Origin of the sequence: Paraburkholderia sp. RL17-373-BIF-A (genome assembly GCF_046030175.1) — a bacterium.
Lineage (GTDB): Bacteria > Pseudomonadota > Gammaproteobacteria > Burkholderiales > Burkholderiaceae > Paraburkholderia.
In genome coordinates this window covers 85,389-106,060 of sequence record NZ_JARESO010000010.1, presented here as the reverse complement: position 1 = coordinate 106,060, position 20,672 = coordinate 85,389, and the positions used below count along the sequence as shown (strand labels likewise).

16 protein-coding genes are annotated in these 20,672 nt (G+C 63.5%); 11 read left to right on the top strand and 5 right to left on the bottom strand.

Annotation, left to right across the window (positions count from 1 at the left end):
- The first annotated feature begins 26 nt into the window (after positions 1-26).
- Together P0D80_RS14895 and P0D80_RS14890 are read left to right on the top strand one after the other, a co-directional pair.
- Positions 27-1,427 carry a GntP family permease gene (locus P0D80_RS14895; RefSeq protein WP_408177641.1) on the top strand — a complete coding sequence of 467 codons (1,401 nt, stop codon included), beginning with the start codon at positions 27-29 and terminating at the stop codon, positions 1,425-1,427.
- Between the two features lie 102 nt (positions 1,428-1,529).
- Positions 1,530-1,931: a RidA family protein gene (locus P0D80_RS14890; RefSeq protein WP_408177640.1), complete on the top strand. Its 402-nt coding sequence runs from the start codon at positions 1,530-1,532 to the stop codon at positions 1,929-1,931.
- Between the two features lie 22 nt (positions 1,932-1,953).
- Here P0D80_RS14890 and P0D80_RS14885 read toward each other — a convergent pair whose 3' ends face one another.
- Complete coding sequence (locus P0D80_RS14885) at positions 1,954-5,475, bottom strand: ATP-binding protein (RefSeq protein WP_408284842.1); 3,522 nt, start codon at positions 5,473-5,475, stop codon at positions 1,954-1,956.
- 299 nt (positions 5,476-5,774) lie between these two features.
- Between P0D80_RS14885 and P0D80_RS14880 the strand changes: the two genes are divergently transcribed.
- From P0D80_RS14880 to P0D80_RS14850, 7 genes are all read left to right on the top strand, one after another.
- A complete protein-coding gene (locus tag P0D80_RS14880; protein ID WP_408284839.1) occupies positions 5,775-7,475 on the top strand; it encodes a methyl-accepting chemotaxis protein in 1,701 nt (566 codons plus the stop codon).
- A gap of 402 nt (positions 7,476-7,877) precedes the next feature.
- On the top strand, positions 7,878-8,450 hold the full coding sequence (locus tag P0D80_RS14875; RefSeq protein ID WP_408177637.1) for a DinB family protein: 573 nt from the start codon (positions 7,878-7,880) through the stop codon (positions 8,448-8,450).
- A gap of 319 nt (positions 8,451-8,769) precedes the next feature.
- Positions 8,770-9,021 carry a hypothetical protein gene (locus P0D80_RS14870; RefSeq protein WP_007178686.1) on the top strand — a complete coding sequence of 84 codons (252 nt, stop codon included), beginning with the start codon at positions 8,770-8,772 and terminating at the stop codon, positions 9,019-9,021.
- Positions 9,022-9,362: 341 nt separating this feature from the next.
- A complete protein-coding gene (locus P0D80_RS14865) occupies positions 9,363-10,355 on the top strand; it encodes a DedA family protein/thiosulfate sulfurtransferase GlpE (protein WP_408177636.1) in 993 nt (330 codons plus the stop codon).
- A 90-nt stretch (positions 10,356-10,445) separates the two neighbouring features.
- Positions 10,446-12,176, top strand: a complete 1,731-nt coding sequence (locus P0D80_RS14860) for an FAD-dependent oxidoreductase (RefSeq protein WP_408177635.1) — start codon at positions 10,446-10,448, stop codon at positions 12,174-12,176.
- 141 nt (positions 12,177-12,317) lie between these two features.
- On the top strand, positions 12,318-12,596 hold the full coding sequence (locus P0D80_RS14855; RefSeq protein ID WP_132383480.1) for a hypothetical protein: 279 nt from the start codon (positions 12,318-12,320) through the stop codon (positions 12,594-12,596).
- Between the two features lie 97 nt (positions 12,597-12,693).
- A complete protein-coding gene (locus P0D80_RS14850; RefSeq protein ID WP_408284834.1) occupies positions 12,694-13,929 on the top strand; it encodes a winged helix-turn-helix domain-containing protein in 1,236 nt (411 codons plus the stop codon).
- Positions 13,930-13,949: 20 nt separating this feature from the next.
- Here P0D80_RS14850 and P0D80_RS14845 read toward each other — a convergent pair whose 3' ends face one another.
- The 4 genes from P0D80_RS14845 to P0D80_RS14830 all read right to left on the bottom strand — a co-directional run bounded on the left by P0D80_RS14845 (position 13,950) and on the right by P0D80_RS14830 (position 18,190).
- Positions 13,950-14,549, bottom strand: a complete 600-nt coding sequence (locus P0D80_RS14845) for a LysE family translocator (protein WP_408177633.1) — start codon at positions 14,547-14,549, stop codon at positions 13,950-13,952.
- 191 nt (positions 14,550-14,740) lie between these two features.
- On the bottom strand, positions 14,741-14,998 hold the full coding sequence (locus P0D80_RS14840) for a hypothetical protein (RefSeq protein WP_132383474.1): 258 nt from the start codon (positions 14,996-14,998) through the stop codon (positions 14,741-14,743).
- Between the two features lie 110 nt (positions 14,999-15,108).
- A complete protein-coding gene (locus P0D80_RS14835; RefSeq protein ID WP_408284830.1) occupies positions 15,109-17,292 on the bottom strand; it encodes an NHL repeat-containing protein in 2,184 nt (727 codons plus the stop codon).
- A 211-nt stretch (positions 17,293-17,503) separates the two neighbouring features.
- Complete coding sequence (locus P0D80_RS14830) at positions 17,504-18,190, bottom strand: helix-turn-helix transcriptional regulator (RefSeq protein ID WP_408284827.1); 687 nt, start codon at positions 18,188-18,190, stop codon at positions 17,504-17,506.
- A 65-nt stretch (positions 18,191-18,255) separates the two neighbouring features.
- Here P0D80_RS14830 and P0D80_RS14825 point away from each other — a divergent pair, with 65 nt between their 5' ends.
- Positions 18,256-19,680 carry an MFS transporter gene (locus P0D80_RS14825; protein WP_408284824.1) on the top strand — a complete coding sequence of 475 codons (1,425 nt, stop codon included), beginning with the start codon at positions 18,256-18,258 and terminating at the stop codon, positions 19,678-19,680.
- Positions 19,677-20,669, top strand: a complete 993-nt coding sequence (locus tag P0D80_RS14820; RefSeq protein ID WP_408284821.1) for a LysR family transcriptional regulator — start codon at positions 19,677-19,679, stop codon at positions 20,667-20,669. The genes P0D80_RS14825 and P0D80_RS14820 overlap by 4 nt, the downstream gene beginning before the upstream one ends.
- Positions 20,670-20,672 lie beyond the last annotated feature (3 nt).

Genomic DNA, 20,672 nt, shown 5'->3' with positions numbered 1-20,672 from the left:
TAGAACAACCAAGCTTTGGAGACTCAATGTCCTTTGTCATCGTCCTCGCCGCGCTGGCGTTTCTGATGTTTGCCGCTTATCGCGGCTACAGCGTCATTCTATTTGCGCCAATCGCCGCGCTCGGCGCCGTTCTGCTGACCGATCCGGCTGCCGTCGCGCCGGTTTTCACCGGCATCTTCATGGAGAAGATGGTCGGCTTCGTGAAGCTCTACTTCCCGGTGTTCCTGTTGGGCGCCGTGTTCGGTAAGGTCATCGAACTGTCGGGCTTCTCGGAATCGATCGTGGCCGCCGCGATCCGCTATATCGGCCGCTCGCGCGCCAATGCGGTGATCGTTGCGGTGTGCGCGCTGCTCACCTACGGCGGGGTCTCGCTGTTCGTGGTGGTGTTCGCCGTCTATCCGTTTGCGGCCGAGCTGTACCGCCAGAGCAATATTCCGAAACGCCTGATGCCTGGCGCGATCGCGCTCGGCGCGTTTTCGTTCACCATGGATTCGCTGCCCGGCACGCCGCAGATCCAGAACATCATCCCGACCACTTTCTTCAAGACGACTTCGTGGGCCGCGCCCGCACTCGGCGTGATCGGTTCGCTGTTCATCATCGTGGTCGGCCTGACGTATCTGGAATGGCGCCGCCGCTCGGCGATGGCGACCGGCGAAGGTTACGGCACGGAACTCGTCAACGAGCCGGATCGCGTGGAATCGAAGCAACTGCCGCATCCGTTGCTGGCGGTCGCGCCGCTGGTTCTGGTCGGCGTCGCGAACTTCCTGCTGACCCGCTGGATTCCGAACTGGTACGGCGCGTCGTACACCGTGGCGCCGGACATCCTGCCGGGCATCCACGCGCCGGTCACGACCACGATCAAGGCCGTGGTCGCCATCTGGGCCGTGGAAGGCGCACTGCTCCTCGGTATCGTGATGGTCGTCGTGACGGCGTTCAACCGCGTGCGCGAGCGCTTCGCGATCGGCACCAAGGCCGCGGTGGCGGGCGCGCTGCTGGCTTCGTTGAATACGGCGTCGGAGTATGGTTTTGGCGGTGTGATCGCAGCGTTGCCGGGCTTTCTGGTGGTCAGCGACGCGTTGAAGAGCATTCCCAATCCGCTCGTCAATGCAGCCGTGTCGGTGAGCTCACTGGCGGGTATCACGGGTTCGGCGTCGGGCGGCATGAGCATCGCGCTCGCGGCCATGTCCGACACGTTCATCAAGGGCGCGGAAGCGGCGCACATTCCGATGGAAGTGCTGCACCGGGTCGTCGCCATGGCGAGCGGCGGTATGGACACGCTGCCGCACAACGGCGCGGTGATCACGCTGCTGGCGGTCACGGGCTTGACGCATCGGCAGTCGTATCGCGACATCTTCGCGGTTACCGTCATCAAGACGATGGCGGTGTTCTTTGTGATCGCGGTTTATTACGCGACTGGTTTGGTCTGAGCGGGCGGGAACTGGGCACGATGCCGGCATCGCGCCGGCATCCTGACTTTTGATCGGTTACCTTGTCATCCCGACATCCGATCTTGCCCAGCACACCCTGCCATGAGTTCAGCACCTTCTTTCTGGATGATTCCCTCAGCACCCACGCCGGTCGGCCCGTTCTCGCATGCTGCCGAGGCCGACGGCTGGGTCTTCCTGACCGGCCAGATGCCGACCTCCCCAACCGACGACGCCGCACCGCTTCCCGAAGGTGTCGTCGCCCAAACCAAGCGCGTGATGGACAATCTCGTGCTGGTGCTCCAAGGGCTGGGCCTCGGCCTGCAAAACGTGGTGGCCGCACGCATCTTTCTGACCGAGTTCAAGCGCGATTACGCGCCGATGAACGAGATCTACCGCGCCTACTTCCCCGCCGATGCGCTGCCGGCGCGAACCTGTATCGGCGTCACCGGATTGGCGCGCGACGCGCTGGTCGAAATCGACTTCATTGCCAAACGACCGGGTTGAGCCCGCAAAACAGAATGGCGGGTCAATGCGCCGACTCCTCGTCGAGTCCGTAGTGATCCAATAAAGCGTCGTGCAGCGAGATCGCGAGTTCGTCCATGTCGGTGGTCCAGCGTCCGCTGTCATTGCATAGCCGTTGCAACCGCCGGCATTGGTCGACGAACTGCGGCTCCTGCACGACGACAAACGCGCCGCTCGCGCTATGCGCCCAGCCGGCCAACGCCTGCACATCTTCCTCTTCGACGATGGCGAGCAGCTTCGGCAGATCTTTTTGCAAGTGCTCCTTGAGCATCGCCGAGTAGCGCGCCTTGTCGTCCGCGCTGAGCGTGCTCTCTGCGTTGGGAGCGGGAGCCATCGCCCTGGCGGGCGCTAGGTTCTCCGGAGCCACCTGCGGTGGTGTCGAAGCCGGTGCCACCTCCAGCAACGCCGCTTGCAACTCGCTCAACGTTGCCGGCTTGGCGACATATCCGCTAAAGCCGCGCTCGCGCCAGTTGTGCGCCCCCTCATGTTCGGCCACGGCGCTGAAGGCGAGCACCTGCACGGTCGCACGCAGCTTGCGCAGCGCGTCCAGCAGTTCGTAACCATCCATCTCCGGCATGTGGATGTCGGTTAGCACCACCTCGAAACCTGTCTGTTCGAATAACCTCAGCGCGTGCTTGCCGTCGGGGGCGATAGTGGGCACGCACCCCAATTCGACCAGTTGTTCGGCAACTAGATTCTGGATCAAGGGATTGTCTTCCGCGACGAGGACTGGGAGACCTCGCAGCGTCGGATGGATTCCCACCGAATCGGCCATTGCGGGCGCAGGAGTCGGCGCCGCGGATGTGCCCCCGCGCGCCAGTTCGATCGCCGACAGAATCGCCGTCCAGCTGAATTCACTCACTTCGAACACGCCGTCGCCGCGCGGCTCGGGATAATGCGGGCCGCCACGCGTGATCCACACGGCGCCGACCGGCTGCAACGTACGCAGCGCGGCAATCACCTCGAGATCGTATTCGCCGGAGGCGAGCAACAGATCGGGGGGAGCATTCATGCGTAGCCACAGTTGCGCGGCGGCCAGCGAGGTTACCAGATGTCCCATCCAACCAGCGTGCTGAAGCCAGCGGTCCAGCAACTCGCTTGTTTCCCGTTCCATGGACAAGACGAGCACCGTCCCGCGTTGCTCGGGGACCGTCGCCGGCGCGAGCGAATCGACGGGCGCTTTCGCGAGCGGGATCGATACACGAAATGCGCTGCCCACACCAGGCACGCTGTCCGCAGCAATCTGGCCGCCCATCACCTCGCATAAGCGTCTGCAGATCGCGAGACCGAGGCCCGTGCCGCCGGCACCGCGCGATGCACCCAGTTCGCCTTGTGCGAACGGTTTGAAAAGCCGCGCCAGCGTTTCCTCGTTCATGCCAGCGCCCGAATCCGAAACCTGGCAGGTCAAAATCGCGCAATCCGGTGAATCGTCTATCACTTCGGCATGCAACGTGATCTTGCCGGTCGAGGTGAACTTGAACGCATTGCTAAGCAGGTTGTTGACGATCTGCGCGATGCGCATTCGATCGCCGATCAAGGTCTGATCGAGGGTCGGTGAGAGGAACGCATAGAAACGGATCGAGCTGTCGCCGTCCATCGACGCGTAGGAAAGGGCGATGCTTTCGAATTCGTCGATGAGACGAAACGGTTTTCTGACCAGCCACATCACGCCGGCATCGATCTTCGAAAAGTCGAGAATGTCGTTGACGACGCGGCGCAGAGCATCTGCTGCAACACGCAATGTCGCAAACCGTTGCGAATGCGCCTCGAGGCCGGGCGTGCGGGCGAATAGTTCGACATTGCCGAGCAGCGCGTTCAACGGTGTACGAATTTCGTGACTCAGCGCGGCGAAGAGATTCGTACGCGCGCGCATCAGCGCCTCGGATGTCTGCTGTGCATGCCGCAATTGCTGCTCGAGCATGGTCTGGGCGGTGACGTCGAGAATCGCGCAGAACAGCACGTTCTCGCCAGCGTAACGCACGGGCGCGTATATGAATTGCAGAAACCGCGAGGGCGCGCCGCCGCCTTTGTCTGATGGCGATGCGGTTTGCGGCTCCGTTTGCGACTGCTGCGGAAACTGATGCTGATGCGCCGGGTGCGCGGGCGCGACGAATGCAGCCACCCGCGCAATCGCCGTGGCCGACGTCTGATCCGGCGCCTGAGCCAGAAACTCGCCGACGACATGCGGCGGAAGCCGGCTGCCGTCGGCCTCGATACCGAGCAATTCGGCCGCAAGCGCGTTGGCGGTCAGGATTGAATAGTCACTCTGTCGAACGATGCACAACCCAACCGGCGTCGCACTGACGAGAATGTGGTTGAGCGTTTCGCTCTCCAGCGCGCGTGACGTTTCCGCAAACGAATTACGTAACAACCGCAGCCCGAAATAGCGTGCCATCAGTGCAATCGCCAGCAGGGTGAGCGCCGCCAGGCAGCCAATTACCGCCAGTTGCCAGCCAAGTGCGACGATCAGCGCACTCCACGGTATGTAGCCGACCAGGAAGCCGAAGCCCGGCCCCAGCGGCTCGTGAAAGATTGTGCCCTCGGGGCTGTAGTGAAAGACGTGGCTTGGCGTTGCAGCCACCGCCTGCCGCAGCAGGTTGGCGATTGGCATGTCGAGCGGCGTCGACGACACGGCGATGCGGCGATCCGCCGTCATCAGCAGGATCACGCCCTCGCTGTCGGCGGGCGCGATACGCGATACGAGCACGTCCAGCGGAATGTTCGCGCTGATCAGCGTGGTGGGCGTGTCGCCGTGATAGTAGGCGCTCACCGCGGAAATCACCGGACGGTTCTGCAGCGGATCGCGGTACGGTCCCAGCCAGACGCGCTCGCCTTTCCCCGGCACGCGCTTGCCGGTTTGCGCCTCGAGGTGCCGTTCGAGCGTCTCGCGCAGCAAGCTCACGATCGCCGGTTGCGGCGTCGACGTGACGGCCTGATCGGCGCTGCCAGCTTGGCCCACGAGCGGTTGCGCCAGCGAAGGCAGGATCACAGCAAAGTCTTCGTTCAAGCCGATCAGCGTCGCCCGTTGCTGCAGTTCAAAAGCCTGCTGGGTCACGAGCGTCGATTGCGCCGATTCGTAGAGGCGCCCGAGTTTTTCGCCCAGTTGCGGGCCCCACGCGTTGCGCGTGGTTTCGCCGACCACCAGGTCGAATTCTGCATCCACCCGGTCTACCTTGCCGCGCGCGACGCCGCTCTTGAGGATCGCCTGCTGTGTCGCATCCGGCGCGCTCCGCGCCGCGGCGCCGCCGTAGTAATAATCGAGCGTCAATTCAGCGCGCCGCAGGAACGACTCCTCCTGATGCAGGAGCAGGGAAACCTCGGCGGCATTTTGCGACTCGAGGGTGCGGCGGTATTCGAGGTGCGTGAGCCCGGCCGCTACCGCCAGCACCAGCGCGAAAATCAGCACGATCAGCATCAGCGAACCGATCGTCGCCAGATACAGGCGCTGCTGGCGTTTCGCGCTCTGCGCGAGCGTGGCGAAAGCCTGCGCCAATGACTCCTGAGTACGGTCGAGGATCTTCTGCATCAGCTCGCGTGAGTGGCAGATTCGCGCAGGCAGACCGCTGCGAAATCGAGGGACGAGATGCGTCTGCAGTCCTTATACGGGCGCAGTGTAGACCTTTTGAACGTATCACGCGACGCATCCGGCGCTGTTTCACGCGGCCATCCACGATGCGTCAATCAACCCTGTATTAACGGCTTAGGCCGGCCTAAACCTGAGTGGTTTACTGGGAAACCCTCAAGACCGCGGGGTTAATTGCCGATATTCCTTGCAACCATGTAAGCGCCGCGCCCACGCGCGGGCTAGCACCAGCAAGGAAAGCCATGCGCAATAACCAGCCTGTCACCGGGCAGGAGTACGAATTCCCGTCGTCACACATGCTTGTATCCGCGACCGATCTGACCGGCCGCATCCAGTACTGCAATCCGGCCTTCATCGCCGTGTCGGGCTTTACGCGCGACGAACTGATCGGCCAGCCGCACAACCTGATCCGCCATCCGGACATGCCGCGCGAAGCCTTCGCCGACATGTGGGCGACGATCCGCGACGGCCGTCCCTGGACCGCGCTCGTGAAGAACCGCCGCAAAAACGGCGATCACTACTGGGTGCATGCCAATGTCACGCCGGTGGTGGAGAAAGGCGCGGTCGTCGGCTATTTGAGCGTGCGCGTGAAACCGGAACGCAATGCGGTGCGCACCGCCGAAGCGCTGTACGCGCGCATGCGCACCGGCGAGTCGCGCGGCGTGCAGTTGCGCCGCGGCGTGGTGGTGCGCACCGGCGTGCTGGGGCGTTTGCAGGCGCTCATGCGCCTTCCTGTTGCGACGCGTGCGGCAATCGGCTACGCGATCACGCCGCTGGCGCTTCTGCTGACGGGCCTCGTCGCGTGGCAAGGCGCACCGCCTGTGCCGTTCTGGATGGCGTTGGGCGTCACCACGGCAGTCAGCATTGCGTCATGGCAGGTGCTGACGCGCCAACTCGCCGCGCCGATTCGCGACATGTCGGGATTCGCCACGCGTCTCGCCGCCGGCGATCTGACCGCCGATCTGCAGATCGCGCGCCACGACGACCTCGGCGACGTGCTGCAAGCGCTGAATCAGTTGAAGGCAAATCTCGCGGCGATCGTCTACGACGTGCGCGCGCAGATCACCGGCATGCTCGACAACGCGCGCGAAATTTCCAGCGGCAATGTCGATCTCGCGAGACGCACTGAGTTGCAAGCGGCGTCGCTTGAAGAAACCGCCGCCACCATGGAAGAACTGACCACCACCGTGCAAGCCAATGCCGACGCCACCGTGCGCGCGCTCGATCTGGCAAAAGACGCCCAGGCGGCGGCAACGGTCGGCGGCAAGATCGCCGGCCAGGTCGAGCAGACCATGGCGGGCATCACAGCGGCATCGCGACGTATCGCCGACATTACCGGCGTGATCGACGGGATCGCCTTCCAGACCAACATCCTCGCGCTGAATGCCGCGGTCGAAGCGGCGCGCGCGGGCGAAGCAGGCCGCTCGTTCGCGGTCGTCGCGAGCGAAGTGCGCATGCTGGCGCAACGCTGCGCGGCGTCGTCGAAGGAAATCAAGTCAGTGGTCGAAGCGAGTGCCACCGAAGTCGCGGCCGGCACCGAACTAGTTGCGCGGACAACGTCGCAGATGCGCGTGATCGACGAGGCGGTGGGGCGCGTGTCGTCGATCATCGTCGACGTGGCGAATGCGAGCAGCGAACAGGCGGAAGGCATTCGCCAGGTCAATCAGGCGGTCTCGCATCTGGACGGCGCCACGCAGCAGAACGCAGCGCTCGTCGAGCAGGCGGCGGCCACCGCGCAGCGTCTGGCGGAACAGGCGGACGTGCTGGATGAAGCGGTGCGTCTGTTCACCGTCGCCGACGCAGCGCCGGCGCAACGCGCCGCCGGCACGAAGCGTCGGGCGTTCACCGCTGATGCAGCGCAAACGTCGGCGCCCGAGATCAACCGACACCGTGCGCCAGTCACCGCACACGATGTCGAGCAGGAAGAAGCCGAATTGATCTGATAGATCGGCGTTACCCCCACCTCGACAGTCCAGTATTGACGCAGCACGATGGCAGCGTCAGCGCCCAGTTGTTTGCAAGGGCAGGCTGACCCGAGTAACAACGGCGTTTAGCGGCCCGCCCTCTCCGTGGACGGGCCTATTTTTTTGTGGACTGGATTCGGTGCTTGCGCTGTTGAGGATTGTTGAGGTTTTGTCCTCGATCATCCGTTGCCGCCCGCGTGGCAGATAAGGCGAACGGTGAGGGAATACGGGAGCGCGTCTTCACGAACGCGCCACACGTCGATTGCCTCGCGCGAAGCGATGCTACGCTAGACCGGCAGCGTTTCCATTCTCGTGCCACGCGTGCGATCACGGCGACGCGCAAGCGCACCCTCATGCCGATTCCCGCTACCGGAGGCCGACGTGACCCCTTCCGACTCGCCACGCGTCAATCCGCTGTCTTCCCACCTCACCGCCATGGCGCGCAACAACGCCTGGTCGAACCTGCGCCTCTACCGCGCCTGCCTCACCTTGACCGACGAAGCGTTCGCCGAGCGCAGGGTGAGCTTCTTCCCATCGTTACAGCTCACGTTGAATCACATCCTTCTGGTGGACCGTTACTACTTCGATGCGCTGATCGGCGGCGGCGCAGGCCTCACCATTTTCGATAACGAATTGCCCTATCCGCGCGCAGCCGACCTGTGGGATGCACAAGTGCGGAGCGATCAGCAACTGCTCGCCTTCTGCGAATCGCTTACCGACGATGATCTGCAACGCGAAGTCCAGATCGACCGCGGTCCGCCGGTCGGGGTGCAACGCGAGCAGATCGGCAGCGTGCTGCCGCATGTGTTCGTCCATCAGATCCATCATCGCGGGCAAGTTCACGCGATGTTGAGCGGCACAGCGGCCGCCCCGCCGCAGCTCGACGAGTTTTTCCTCGCCGCCGACGCACCGCTGCGCGTTGCCGAACTCAGCGATCTGGACAAGATGCGCTAGCCGCGACGTACGCCGCGCCCGGCCCATTTCCCCTAACTGGAGCGCGCGTCAACAGCGTGACAGTCATGGAGAAGAATCGCACCGTCACGGGGCACGAAAAATGCATCCGTCGTTGCCGAGAGTCGCGTTAAACTGGTTGTCACGGCGGGACGTCACGACACGCGCTGCCCGGCGGGCCGCGCCAGTCAACGCGCTTGGCGGCGTGCGGCACGCACGCAACTACGGCGGCAACCACGTGAAGCGTGACGGTGGCGAGACAGACGCCGCACCATCCTGCCCGTACAATGGTTCGATCAACAACGGAACGAGGACAACTTCGATGCGCACTACCGGGTCTTCCGGGTCAATGGCCCTGCTCACCGAATACGACGACGCAACGGCGCGCGAACTTCGCTCGCTGCGCCTCGAATCGACAGAAGACGGCAAAGGCATTCTTTTGATCGAAGTCGATGAGCGCAAGCCAGGCATTCACCGCGAAGTGCGCTACGAAATCACGCCAGCCGAACTGATTGCCGCGATTCGCGCGCACGGCGCCGAATTGCCCGGCGAACAGCACAATCATCGTCAATGAAATCCGTCACGCGGCATTGCACTTTCAGTGTGAATGCCGCGTGACGCTTTAGCATCACCGTTCTCTAATTGCTTGCTGAGCGGGCGTCTACGGACGTCCATCGGGCATTATTTCCGCTTTAGCAACACCGCGCGACATTCACACCTTTCTTGTTTTGTTCAAGTCACGCTGCTAATCCATCTTTCAAGTGGTTGAGTGTGCTTGAGATTGCGCATTCCACACCCAAGTAAAGGGCTTCTTTTCAGGGCGTTTGCACGTCTTGAAAATGCGTCCATAATCCTTGCATTCTCCTTTGCATTTCCTACCTGCGCCGCGCCCGAAAGGGCTGCGGATGTAAGCCGATGCTACATGATCTCGTCGAGCAATATGGGCCGGCGCTCGTCTTCGTGAACGTGCTCGCCGCCTCGATCGGGCTGCCGGTTCCGGCGATGCCGTCGCTCGTGCTGTTCGGGGCGATGGCGGCCATGCATCCCGGTTCCGTGGGCACGCAGTTGGCGCCGGTGCTCATCCTGTCGATATTCGCCACGCTGATCGGCGACAGCGCGTGGTATTTCGCTGGCCGTATGTACGGCGGCAATACGCTGAAAACGATTTGCCGCCTGTCGCTCTCGCGTGACACCTGCGTAAAAAAGACCGAACGCTTTTTCGGTCGCTGGGGCGTGCGCGTGCTGGCCGTGGCCAAGTTCGTGCCGGGACTGTCGATCGTATCGATCCCAATGGCGGGCGCCATGGGCACGCGCTACCGCACGTTCCTCACCTACGACAGCATCGGCGCCGCATTGTGGTCCGGCACCGGCCTGATCATCGGCGCGCTGTTCGCGAGGCAGATCGACATGCTGTTCGCCATGGCCGGACGCCTTGGCCGAACGGCCGCGCTGGTCGCCGTCGGCCTGCTGCTGGCGTATGCCGCGTATCGCTGGGTGCGCCGGCGCCAGCTGATTTCGAAGCTCGCGTCCGCGCGCATCGAAGTCGACGAACTGGCCTCGCTCGTGAAGGCCGGCAAAACGCCGGTGCTGTTCGACATCCGTTCGCATGAGAAGCGCAAGCTCGATCCGTTCATCATTCCGGGCTCGCAATTCGCCGACGAGCGGCAGCTCGACGAGATCGTCGCGACCTATCCGCACGATCAGAAGTTGGTGATCTACTGTTCCTGCCCGAATGAGATTTCCGCGGCATGGATGGCCAAGCAATTGAACGAAGCCGGCTTCTCCGATGTGCTGCCGCTGCGCGGCGGCATGGAAGCCTGGCGCGACTCGGGCAAGCCGGTGGACTCGCTGCCCAACACGCCGCCGCCCGACGTGGCGGTCGACGACGTCGCGCCGAAGGCCGTATAGCGCAAGCAGCGCACCTGGATTCGCGCCTTCGGGCGCCGCGCCGCTTCGCCTCTCGTTCGATCCATCAATGAACACCGAAGGAGCGGTTCAATGCTTTCGACTCAAGAAGCTGAAGTGCAACAAACAGTAGGGCAACAGCAGGACGTCGTCGCCGACGCGCCGTTTTCGTCACTCTCGACGCGCATGCATCAGATGTTCCCCGCACTCACCTGCGCGGAAATCGGTCGTCTGCGCAAGTTCGGCGAGATTGGCCACTGGAAAGCCGGTGAGCTGTTGTTCGAGACCGGTCTCACCGGTCCCGGCATGTTCGTGGTGCTCGAAGGGCGCGTGAAGGTCTATCAACGCGACGGCATCGGACGCGAAGTGCTGATCAACGAACATGGCGCCGGGCATTTCCTTGCCGAAGTCGGTCAATTGTCGGGACGACCCGCGCTGGTCAACGGCATGGCGCTCGGTTCGGTGGAAGCCTTGCTGATTCCGCCGGAGCGGCTGCGCGCGCTGATCGTCGCCGAAGCGGAACTCGGCGAGCGCATCATGCGCGCGCTGATCCTGCGGCGCGTGTCGCTGATCGAAAAGGGCGCGGGCGGGCCGATCCTGATCGGCAACAGCAGCGACGCCCGGCTCGTCATGCTGCAAGGCTTCCTGTCGCGCAACGGCCATCCGCATTCCGTGATCGACGAACGCGACGAAGACGCGTTGCGTCTGATCGAGCAATTCGCCGCACAGAAAGAGGACATGCCGCTGGTGATCTGCCCGGACGGCTCGGTGCTGCGTCACCCGAGCATGCCGGAACTCGCCACGTGCCTCGGCTTGCTGCCCGATCTCGACGATGCGCATGTGTACGACGTCGCGATTGTCGGCGCCGGACCGGCTGGGCTCGCCACCGCGGTGTACGCGGCCTCCGAAGGCCTGTCGGTGATCGTGCTCGACAGCCGCGCGCCAGGCGGCCAGGCCGGCGCGAGTTCGCGGATCGAGAACTACCTCGGCTTTCCGACCGGCATCTCCGGTCAGGCGCTGGCGGGCCGCGCGTTCGTGCAGGCGCAGAAATTCGGCGCGCACGTCGCGATTCCGGTCAACGTGAAGGCGCTGCATTGCGCGGAGCGGCCGCATCGGCTGGAACTGAAGTGCGGCGGGCATATCACGGCGCGCGCCATTGTGATCGCGAGCGGTGCGGTCTACCGGCGCCCGGCGCTCGAAGGGCTCGACCGTTTCGAGGGACGTGGCGTCTACTACTGGGCGTCGCCGGTCGAAGCCAAGCTGTGCAAACGCCAGGAAGTCGTACTGGTGGGCGGTGGCAATTCGGCCGGCCAGGCGATCGTCTATCTGGCGACGCATGCGGCCAAGGTCCACGTCCTGATCCGGCGCAGCGGTTTTGAGGCCACCATGTCGCGCTATCTGATCGACCGGATCCGCTCGCTGCCGAATGTGTTCGTGCATCCGAACTCGGAGATCGGCCGGCTGGATGCGGACGAAAGCGGTTTGTCGTCGGTCGCCCTGAAAAAACCGTTGCCCGACGGCACCGATCATTTCGACACGCGCCATCTGTTCCTTTTCACCGGTGCGGACCCGAATACCGACTGGCTGCGTACCTGCGGCGTGGAACTCGACGAGAAAGGCTTCGTGCTGACCGGCACGAGTGCCGACGGCGCCTCGGCCTGCGATCTCGCGACCACGGTCGAGGGCGTGTACGCGATCGGCGACGCCCGCGCCGGCTCGACCAAACGGGTCGCGGCGGCCGTCGGCGAAGGCGCCGCCGTGGTCGCGCAGATCCATCAATTGCTTGCGGTATCGGCGGGAGAAGCGGTCCCGCTGGGCGCCTGAATGATTTCGATGGTCTGAAAATGCCCGCCGGCCTTGCAACCGCCGGCGGGTAACCTGCTGTTACACACGCCTTCAACTGGTTGCACCTGCTTGCCTTTCTGTCTCGTAATATTGTCGTCAGCCATTCGACAGGAGACAAGCATGTTCCAACGCGCGATCGTTTTCGCCGCCTTCGGCCTTGCCGCCGCCTGCGCATCGACTGCCGCCTCGGCGCGGGTGGACGTCGGCGTGTTCGTCAACACACCAGGCCCGGTGTACGCAGCGCCGCCGGTGTATGCGCCACCGCCCGTCGTGTATGCGCCCCAACCGGTCTACGGTTACGGCTACCGGGACGACTACTATCGCGGCGGCCACCGCCACTGGCACCACGATCATGGCCGTCATCGCGGCTGGGATCGGCATCACGGCCGCGGGTGGTAAAGGCAAGTTTGGGCGCTTCACGCTACAGTAGCGGCTGCTAATCCAGGCTGGGCCTTGTGTCCGCCCCCATCGCAGTCACTCACTGATCGACGCCCGCGTGAAGACTCTTTCGCTTTCCGCCGCCCGTACCCTGCATCTGGCCGCGCAAGGTTTGCTGATGCCGCCGCGCCGCAAAGCCGTCAAGGCCGACGTGCTCGACACGATCCGCCGCATGGCGCAATTGCAGATCGACACGATTCACGTCGTCGCGCGCAGCCCCTATCTCGTGCTGTTCAGCCGGCTCGGCGCCTATCCGCAGCAATGGCTCGACGAGCATCTCGCCGAAGGCAAGCTGTTCGAGTACTGGTCACATGAAGCCTGTTTCGTGCCGATCGAAGATTACGGCCTGCTGCGCCATCGCATGCTCGATCCGAGCGGCATGGGCTGGAAATACGCGGCCGAGTGGCACAAGAAATATCGCAAGGACATTGAGAAGCTGCTCGCGCACATTCGCGCGAGTGGTCCCGTGCGCTCCGCGGATTTTGCCCGCGAGGCGGGTAAGAGCAACGGCTGGTGGGACTGGAAGCCGGAGAAACGCCATCTGGAAGTGCTGTTCGCGATCGGTCAATTGATGGTGGCCGAGCGGCGCAATTTTCACCGCGTCTACGATCTGACCGAGCGCGTGCTGCCGGATTGGGACGACGCGCGCGATCTGCCGCCCGCGCACACCGTGACCGAAGCCGTGTTACGCCGCACCTGCCGTGCGCTCGGTGTCGCGCGCGCCGATTGGGTCGCCGACTACTACCGGCTGCCACGACGCCCGTATCGTGACGAACTGCATGCGCTCGCCGACCAGGGCGAACTGATTCCGGTGCAGGTGGAAGGCTGGAAGCAGGACACGTTCGTGCATCGAGACTTCGCCGCGATACTCGACGATGCCGCGAGCGGCAAGCTCTCGTCGACGGTCACTACCGTGTTGTCGCCGTTCGATCCGGTGGTGTGGGATCGCAAGCGCGCGGCGGCGCTGTTCGATTTCGACTACGCGATCGAATGCTATACGCCAGCGGCGAAGCGCAAATATGGTTACTTCGTGTTGCCGCTGCTGAGCCGTGGGCGTCTGGTCGGCCGCGTGGATGCGAAAGCGCACCGGACCCAAGGCGTGTTCGAACTGAAGTCGCTGCACATCGAACCGGGCGTGCGTCTGAGCGCCCGTCTCGCCGGCGATCTGCGCCGCGCGTTGCAACGCTGCGCGGATTGGCACGGCACGCCGCAACTACAAATCACGTCCGCGCCGCCGGAATGGCTCGACGCGTTAATGGTCGACGACGCCTTGGGCGACAGCGTGGCCGCCTGAACGCCGGATCAGTGCCGCAGTTAATGCAGCGCTGCCCACGCAAGCGACAAGGAAAACACACCGAGCACAATCGAAGCGCCGCGCTGCATCTTCACCGGATTGAGCCAGGTGAGCCTGCCGCTGCCGAGCGCCGCACCGAACGCGATCCACGCGAGCGCGATCGGCACCAGCAGGCACGCGAACATCAGCATCGAAAAGGCGTAGGCCGGCAGGTGCGCGAAAGCGACAGCCGGAAAGATCGTGCCGGCGAACAGCAAGCCTTTTGGATTGAGCAGCGTCGCCACGAACAACGTGCGCATGCCGCTCGCCCGCTGCGCCGAGTCGGGCAAGGCGACTGCCGCGCGCCACATGTCGACGGCGAGATAGGCGATGTACAAGCCGGCCGCCACGCGCAACACCGAGGGCAGCCAGGGCAGCGCATGCGCCGCCTGGACGAGGAAATGCCCCCACACGGAGATCGAGACGAGATAGCCGCCTAGTTCGGCGGCGATCAGCGGCAGTGAGCGCCGCACACCCTGGCGCAAGCCGGCCGCGGCAAGCAGTGTATTGGTGGGGCCGGGCGTGATCAGCACGACGACAATGCCGACGGCCAGCAGCGCGATAGCAGACGCAGAGAGCATAAAAAAGGCGCAATGTTGGAGACAGTGCGCCTTTTTATCATAGACAGCGGCGGCGCCGAAATGCAGCGGCCGAATGCGATGATGAATCGCAGCCGCGTTATGCCGTCACACCAAACAGGAGCAACGGCCGTTCGACATCGGCATGCATGCCGATGCGAATCGCGCCGCCGACCGGCAACGCGCCATCGCCTTTAGTGATCCAGCCTCGCGCGCAGCTCGCGAGCGGCTTCCAGCAGCCCTTCGTAACCCGAACGTGCATGCTCCGGCAGATCGGGATCGCCGACAAACGTGCCGAGCGTTTCGATCAGGCTATACAGGATGCCCTTCGCGGCGCCGGATGCAATGCTGCCCGACGATACCTGCTGATCCACGTGACTGAGCGCTGCGTCGAGGTTTTCCAGATCGGGCCGGTCGCCCGTGGGTGGCTTAGGCGTTACGTCTTGCGTCATGATGAAACTTCGCTCCTGTTGATGCAGCGGTGAACAAGCCATCCTTTCATGTTGTTATATACCGATCGTGCGTTGCCGTCCATTCGTGAACGGGGCGAACGCGATCCGCGTTAAGGCGTCCATCGATACATCAGAATTTTTGCGCGGGCGTCGTCTTCGAGCAGGACGACGTACTCGCCATTGTCGCGTTGCGCCGCGCTGATGCCAAGATACACGTCCACCCAGCCGCTCGTGTTGCCGACGCTCGCGCCCGGCGTCATATAGCCGACGGCCTGGCCGGTGCGCGCGTCGTACACATCCACCTTCTGCGTGTACAGCTCGGCCACGAAGATGTAATTGCCCGCCACCGCGACGCCCACGGTCGTCGTTTGCGGATTGCTTTGTGTGTTCCAGGGCAGCGAAATCGTGTACTGCTGCGTCGGCGTGCCGGAACTCCAATTGTCATAGCGCGCGAGCACCGGGCCGGCCTCTTTCCAATGCGTCGCATCCCATGGAATCGCGCTGGTGAAGCCGGAGATGTACATGGTGTCGGTCGCCGCGATATAAACGATCCGCGCTATCCGCGTGAATGGCTGCGGCATCGCGAACATCTTCGAGCTGGCGTACGTGTAGATCGGATTGCCCGCGGAATCGAGGCCTTGCAGCGGCATTTCGCGGATGCCGCTCAACGGCGTGGCGAGCCAGACATTGCCCGGCGTGTCGACCCACCAGAAGCCGTTGCCGACGGTGCTGCCGGTGGACGGATTGCTGCTGATCTCGCTGGCGTCGACGCTGCCGTTGCCATTGCTGTCGCGCCATAGCCATTCGCCATACGTGGGCTGCGCCGCGGGCCATGTGCCCGGCAGCGGATTTTGCGCGAGCAGGCCCGACGGAATCGCCATTTCACCGTGCGCGGCATCGAAGCGATACACGTTCAGATAATGCGCGCCCGGATCGAGCGTGTAGAGAAACGGCTGGCCGTTGATTCGACGCACCATCGGCTCGCCACGCACGCCGCGCGGCTCGTGAAAAGTGGGGTCGTCCGGATAGTCGAAACGATCGAGCGTGAAACCCGCGTACGACCATTCGTGGCCGACAGGTTGGCTGTAATCGAGCGTGAAGCGCTTCGAGCCTGTGTAGACCGAATTGGGCGTGGCGGGATCGAACGCGGCGCTATCGACGAACGTGAGGCCGTACAAGCGCCAATTGAGGGCGTGCGAACTGTACACATAGCTTTCGAGCACCGCGCCTTGTCCAACCGATGCCGATCCGACCGGTCGCGGCCCTTCGCCGTTCTGCGCGACGTACAGATTGCCCGCGGGATCGACGCCGATGCCCGTCATGCCGTTGAAACGCCAATTGCCGGGCACGCCCTTGACCGCGTGAAAGATGCCGTTGCGCGTGCCGATCGCCGCGGCGGCTTGCGGTTGACCGTTAGCGTCTTTGTTGAAGACAAGAATCTGTTGCGACGGACCGTTGTCCGCGACGAGGATTTGACCCGCCGGCGTGACCGCGATATCAGCCGGCACCGCGCCCGCCGGTAGCGTCAATGTACCGGCAAGCGCGGTGCCGTTAGCTGCATAGTGCTGAATCGTTAGGCTTCCAGAAGAGACACCGCTCATCACCCACAGCGTCGAATCGGTATCCACCGCAACGCGCCCCGGCGATGTCACGTTCCACGAGCGCAAGCGCTGCATCGAATTCGCGTCGAACACGACGATCCGGTTGGCGTAGGTGTCGGCCACATACAGTTCGCTGTCGGTGGCGGCCATGCCGCGAATGCTCGCGTCGTTGCCGGTCGCTACCGTATCGAGCGGCAGAAAACTGTTCTTCGTCGCATTGGCGCTATTGCCAATACCGCCGCTGAACGGCGCGCCAGTCGCCAGATTGGCGAGCGTGCGGCGCGTGATGCCGTACCAGGTCAGGTTGGCTGCCGGATAGTCCGCGCCGACCAGGGCGTTGCTCTCGTTGCCGATCGACATCGCCGCATACAGGTACGTGTGATTGACCGCGACCGCGTCGCCACCGGCCGCGCCCCAGCCATGCGTCGAACCGGCGACGGCGATCTTGTCGCCCGCGCGGTAGGCGGCGATTTCACTGCCGCTTTCGTCCCACGGCGCGTTGGTGTAAACGGTGCCGTCGGCGCCGACGCTGATGGCCTGGATATCCTGCTGCATCCATTTGCCGTCGCCGAAACCAAAGCTATTACCGATCCATGAAGTGGTGTAATTGAGTTGCGATTGCGCGGACGCATTCAGCGGGATAAGACTGTGTAAGATAACAACGGCCACGCCTAGGCGAGAGAACAATGTCACGACGGTATTTCCTTGCAAGGTGCGAAGCGCGCACAGCTGGCGTGTCCGGCGCGCATCCGCAGGCGTGCGGACGAAGCGCAATCGCGCACGCGTAAATCTTGGCGTTTTATCCTCGCATAGAAAAATCGGAAATATATTGATAAAAAATTCGCATTAAATGTTGAATTGTCCAAACAATCCGAAGCGCATAAGCCTGCGCACAAATGCGGTGCTATTTGCTATTTACGCGGATGCGATAAGCGCACCGACGCGCGCCTGCCAGCACATGCTCCTCGCGTTCAATCGAACCGTCTTCGCCGACAATCTCCGCGAAGAGCTGCAACTCCGTGCGGCAAAATCCCTGGCAAGTTCGCGCCGCCGCGCAAATCGGGCAATGGTTTTCTAGCAGCAGCCAGTCGCGTCCGTCTTTGTGCAACTCCGCCATGTAACCCTCGGCGCTGCGAATCTCCGCCAGCTTCGCGAGCCGTGCCTTGAGGCCTTTGACCGGCTTGAGCGCCGCCAGATAGTTCGCGCGCGTTTCCACGGCGCGCTGGTCGATCAACTTGTCGAGTCCCGCTTCGCCAAATAGCTGACGTATCGACCCGAGCAGTTGCACCGTCAATTGCGGATGTGTGTCGGGAAAACGCGCGTTGCCCGCTTCCGTCAAAGCCCAGCTTTGACTCGGCCGCCCAGGTCCCGCTTGCGAAGCCTGACGTCCTTCTATCAATCCGCCGCTCAGCAGTTTCTGGATCTGCTGGCGCGCCGCCTCGACGGTGATGCCGAGTTCACTCGCGATCGACGCCGTCGACAACGGCCCCTGCACCTTCAACAGATTCAGGATGCGATCCACCGGCGCGGCTATCGTCGCAGCGGACGCGACGCCCGGTGAATTTTCCAAGCTTTCGTTTGCATATCTCATTGAGTGCCATTATTATCCAAGCCAATACTTGGATAATAAGCCAGCCTTGCACGGCTGTCCACGACATGAAAAATCTGCAATCGAATGCGCCCGCATGGAGCGATCTTCTCAGTGGCAGCAACGGCTGGCGGGCGTTGGGGCTGGCTGGCGGCGTCGCGCTGCATGCTACCAACGTCTATGTCGCGACGACGATCCTGCCCTCGGTCGTGCACGAGATCGGCGGACTGGAAATGTATGCGTGGAACACCACGCTATTCGTGGTCGCGTCGATTCTGGGTTCGGTGTTGTCGGTGCGTCTGCTTGCGGTGCTCGGCGCGCGCGCCGCGTACTTCAGCGCGCTCGCCGTATTCGCATTGGGCACTGTCGTCTGCGCGAGCGCACCGTCCATGCCGTGGATGCTGGCCGGGCGCACGCTGCAAGGTCTCGGCGGCGGCATACTGCTCGCACTCAGCTATGCGCTGATTCGCGTCGTGTTCGAAGAGCGCCTGTGGCCTCGCGCGATGGGACTGGTGTCGGGCATGTGGGGCGTCGCCACGTTGTGCGGGCCCGCGCTCGGCGGCGTCTTCGCGGAACTCGGCGACTGGCGGCTCGCGTTCTGGGTCTTGCTGCCGGCCATCTTGCTGCTCGCCGTGATCGTGCATCGCGAGGTGGACGGCAAGCACGCGACCGGCGCGGCGGCGCCCGTTCCGTTGCTCAAGGTCGTGCTGCTCAGCGCATCTGTTCTGGTGATTTCGCTTGCCGCCTTGAGCGAGAACATTGTGTGGAACGCCATCGGCGTCGCAGTTGGCCTCGGCTTCGTCTGGCTGCTTGCGAGACTCGAACGCGACAGCACGCGTACGCGCTTATTGCCGAGCGGGTCGTATTCGATTCGCACGCGCATCGGCGGTATTTATGCGTGCATGAGCCTGCTCGGCATCGGCGTGACCAGTGAAATCTTCGTGCCGTATTTCTTGCAGACGATTCATGGCCGCTCGCCGCTCGCGGCCGGCTATCTGACCGCGTTGATGGCGGCCGGCTGGTCGTGCGGATCGGTGTTCAGCGCCGGACGTTCCGCCGTGGCCGCGCAACGCTTGAGCCGCGCGGGTCCGATCGTCGAAGCGCTCGGTCTCGCCGCGCTCGCGTGGCTGATGCCGCAAGCCGACCTGTTCGACAGCGCAGGCGGAACGCTGGCACTGTGCGCGGCGCTCGTCAGCGTTGGACTGGGTGTCGGAATCGGCTGGCCGCATCTGCTGACACGTGTGTTCACCGCCGCGCAATCCGGCGAGGAGAACCTCGCATCGCTCTCTATCACCACCATTCAACTCTTCGCGATGGCGCTCGGATCGGCGCTCGCCGGCCTCGTCGCGAACGGCGCGGGTCTCACCACGCTGCCCGCGCAGCGCGGCGCGCAACAGACCGCCGCATGGCTGTTCGCGATCTTTGCGATTGCGCCGCTGCTCGCGGCGGGATTGATACGCCAGCAGCCGCGCTCAACCGGAGAAGCATCGTGATAGATCGCGTGCAGGCCATGCGGATTTTCGTACGCATCGTCGATACGAGCAGCTTCACGCGCGCCGCGGAATCGCTCGAAGTGCCGCGTGCCACCGCGACGACCACCGTGCAGGCGCTCGAGTCGCTGCTCGGTGTGCAACTGTTGGTGCGCACGACGCGCAAAGTCACGCTGACCGCCGAAGGCGCCGCTTATTACGAACGCTGCGCGCAGATTCTCGCGGCGATCGAAGAAGTCGAATCGGGTCTTTTCAACCAGCCTGAAAATTTGCGCGGCCGCTTGCGCGTGGCCATGCCGGGCATGATTGCGGCGTCGATCGTGGTACCTGCATTGGCCTCGTTTCATGCGCAGCATCCGCATGTGGAACTGGCGCTCGGCGTGCATCATCGCTCGCTCGATCTGGTCGGGGAGAGCGTGGATTGCAACATCGAGTTAGGCGAGTTACCGGACTCACGCCTGCTCGCGCGCCGGCTCGGTTCGATCGAACGCGTGACCTGCGCGAGCCCTGTGTATCTCGCACGATTCGGCGAGCCGCGCCATCTCGACGATCTCTCGGATCACGTCGCCGTGCACTGGCTGTCGACGCAAACCGGCCGCCGCATGGACTTCGACTTCAGCGTGGCGGCGCGAGCGAGCAAGGTGAAGCTGGACAGCTTCATCCAGGTGAACGACGAACACACTTACCTCGCCTGCGGACTCGAAGGCCTCGGCTTGATTCAGCCTGGGCGCGCGGTTGCCGCGCCGTACCTTGCGTCGGGAAAGTTGTTCGAAGTGTTGCCGAAGTGCAGGCCCGCGCCGGTGCCCGTTTCGGTGACGTATGTGAAGAGCCGCCAGATTTCGCCACGCGTGCGCGCTTTCGTCGACTGGCTCGTCGAGATATTCGAAAGCGCGCCCGGCATGGTGAGAACGGCCACCGCGCCGCCGGCCGATTCATCGCCGTGGCCGGTGCTCGATTCGACTCGCGACGCCGCGCTCACGCCGTTTTGTTGACTA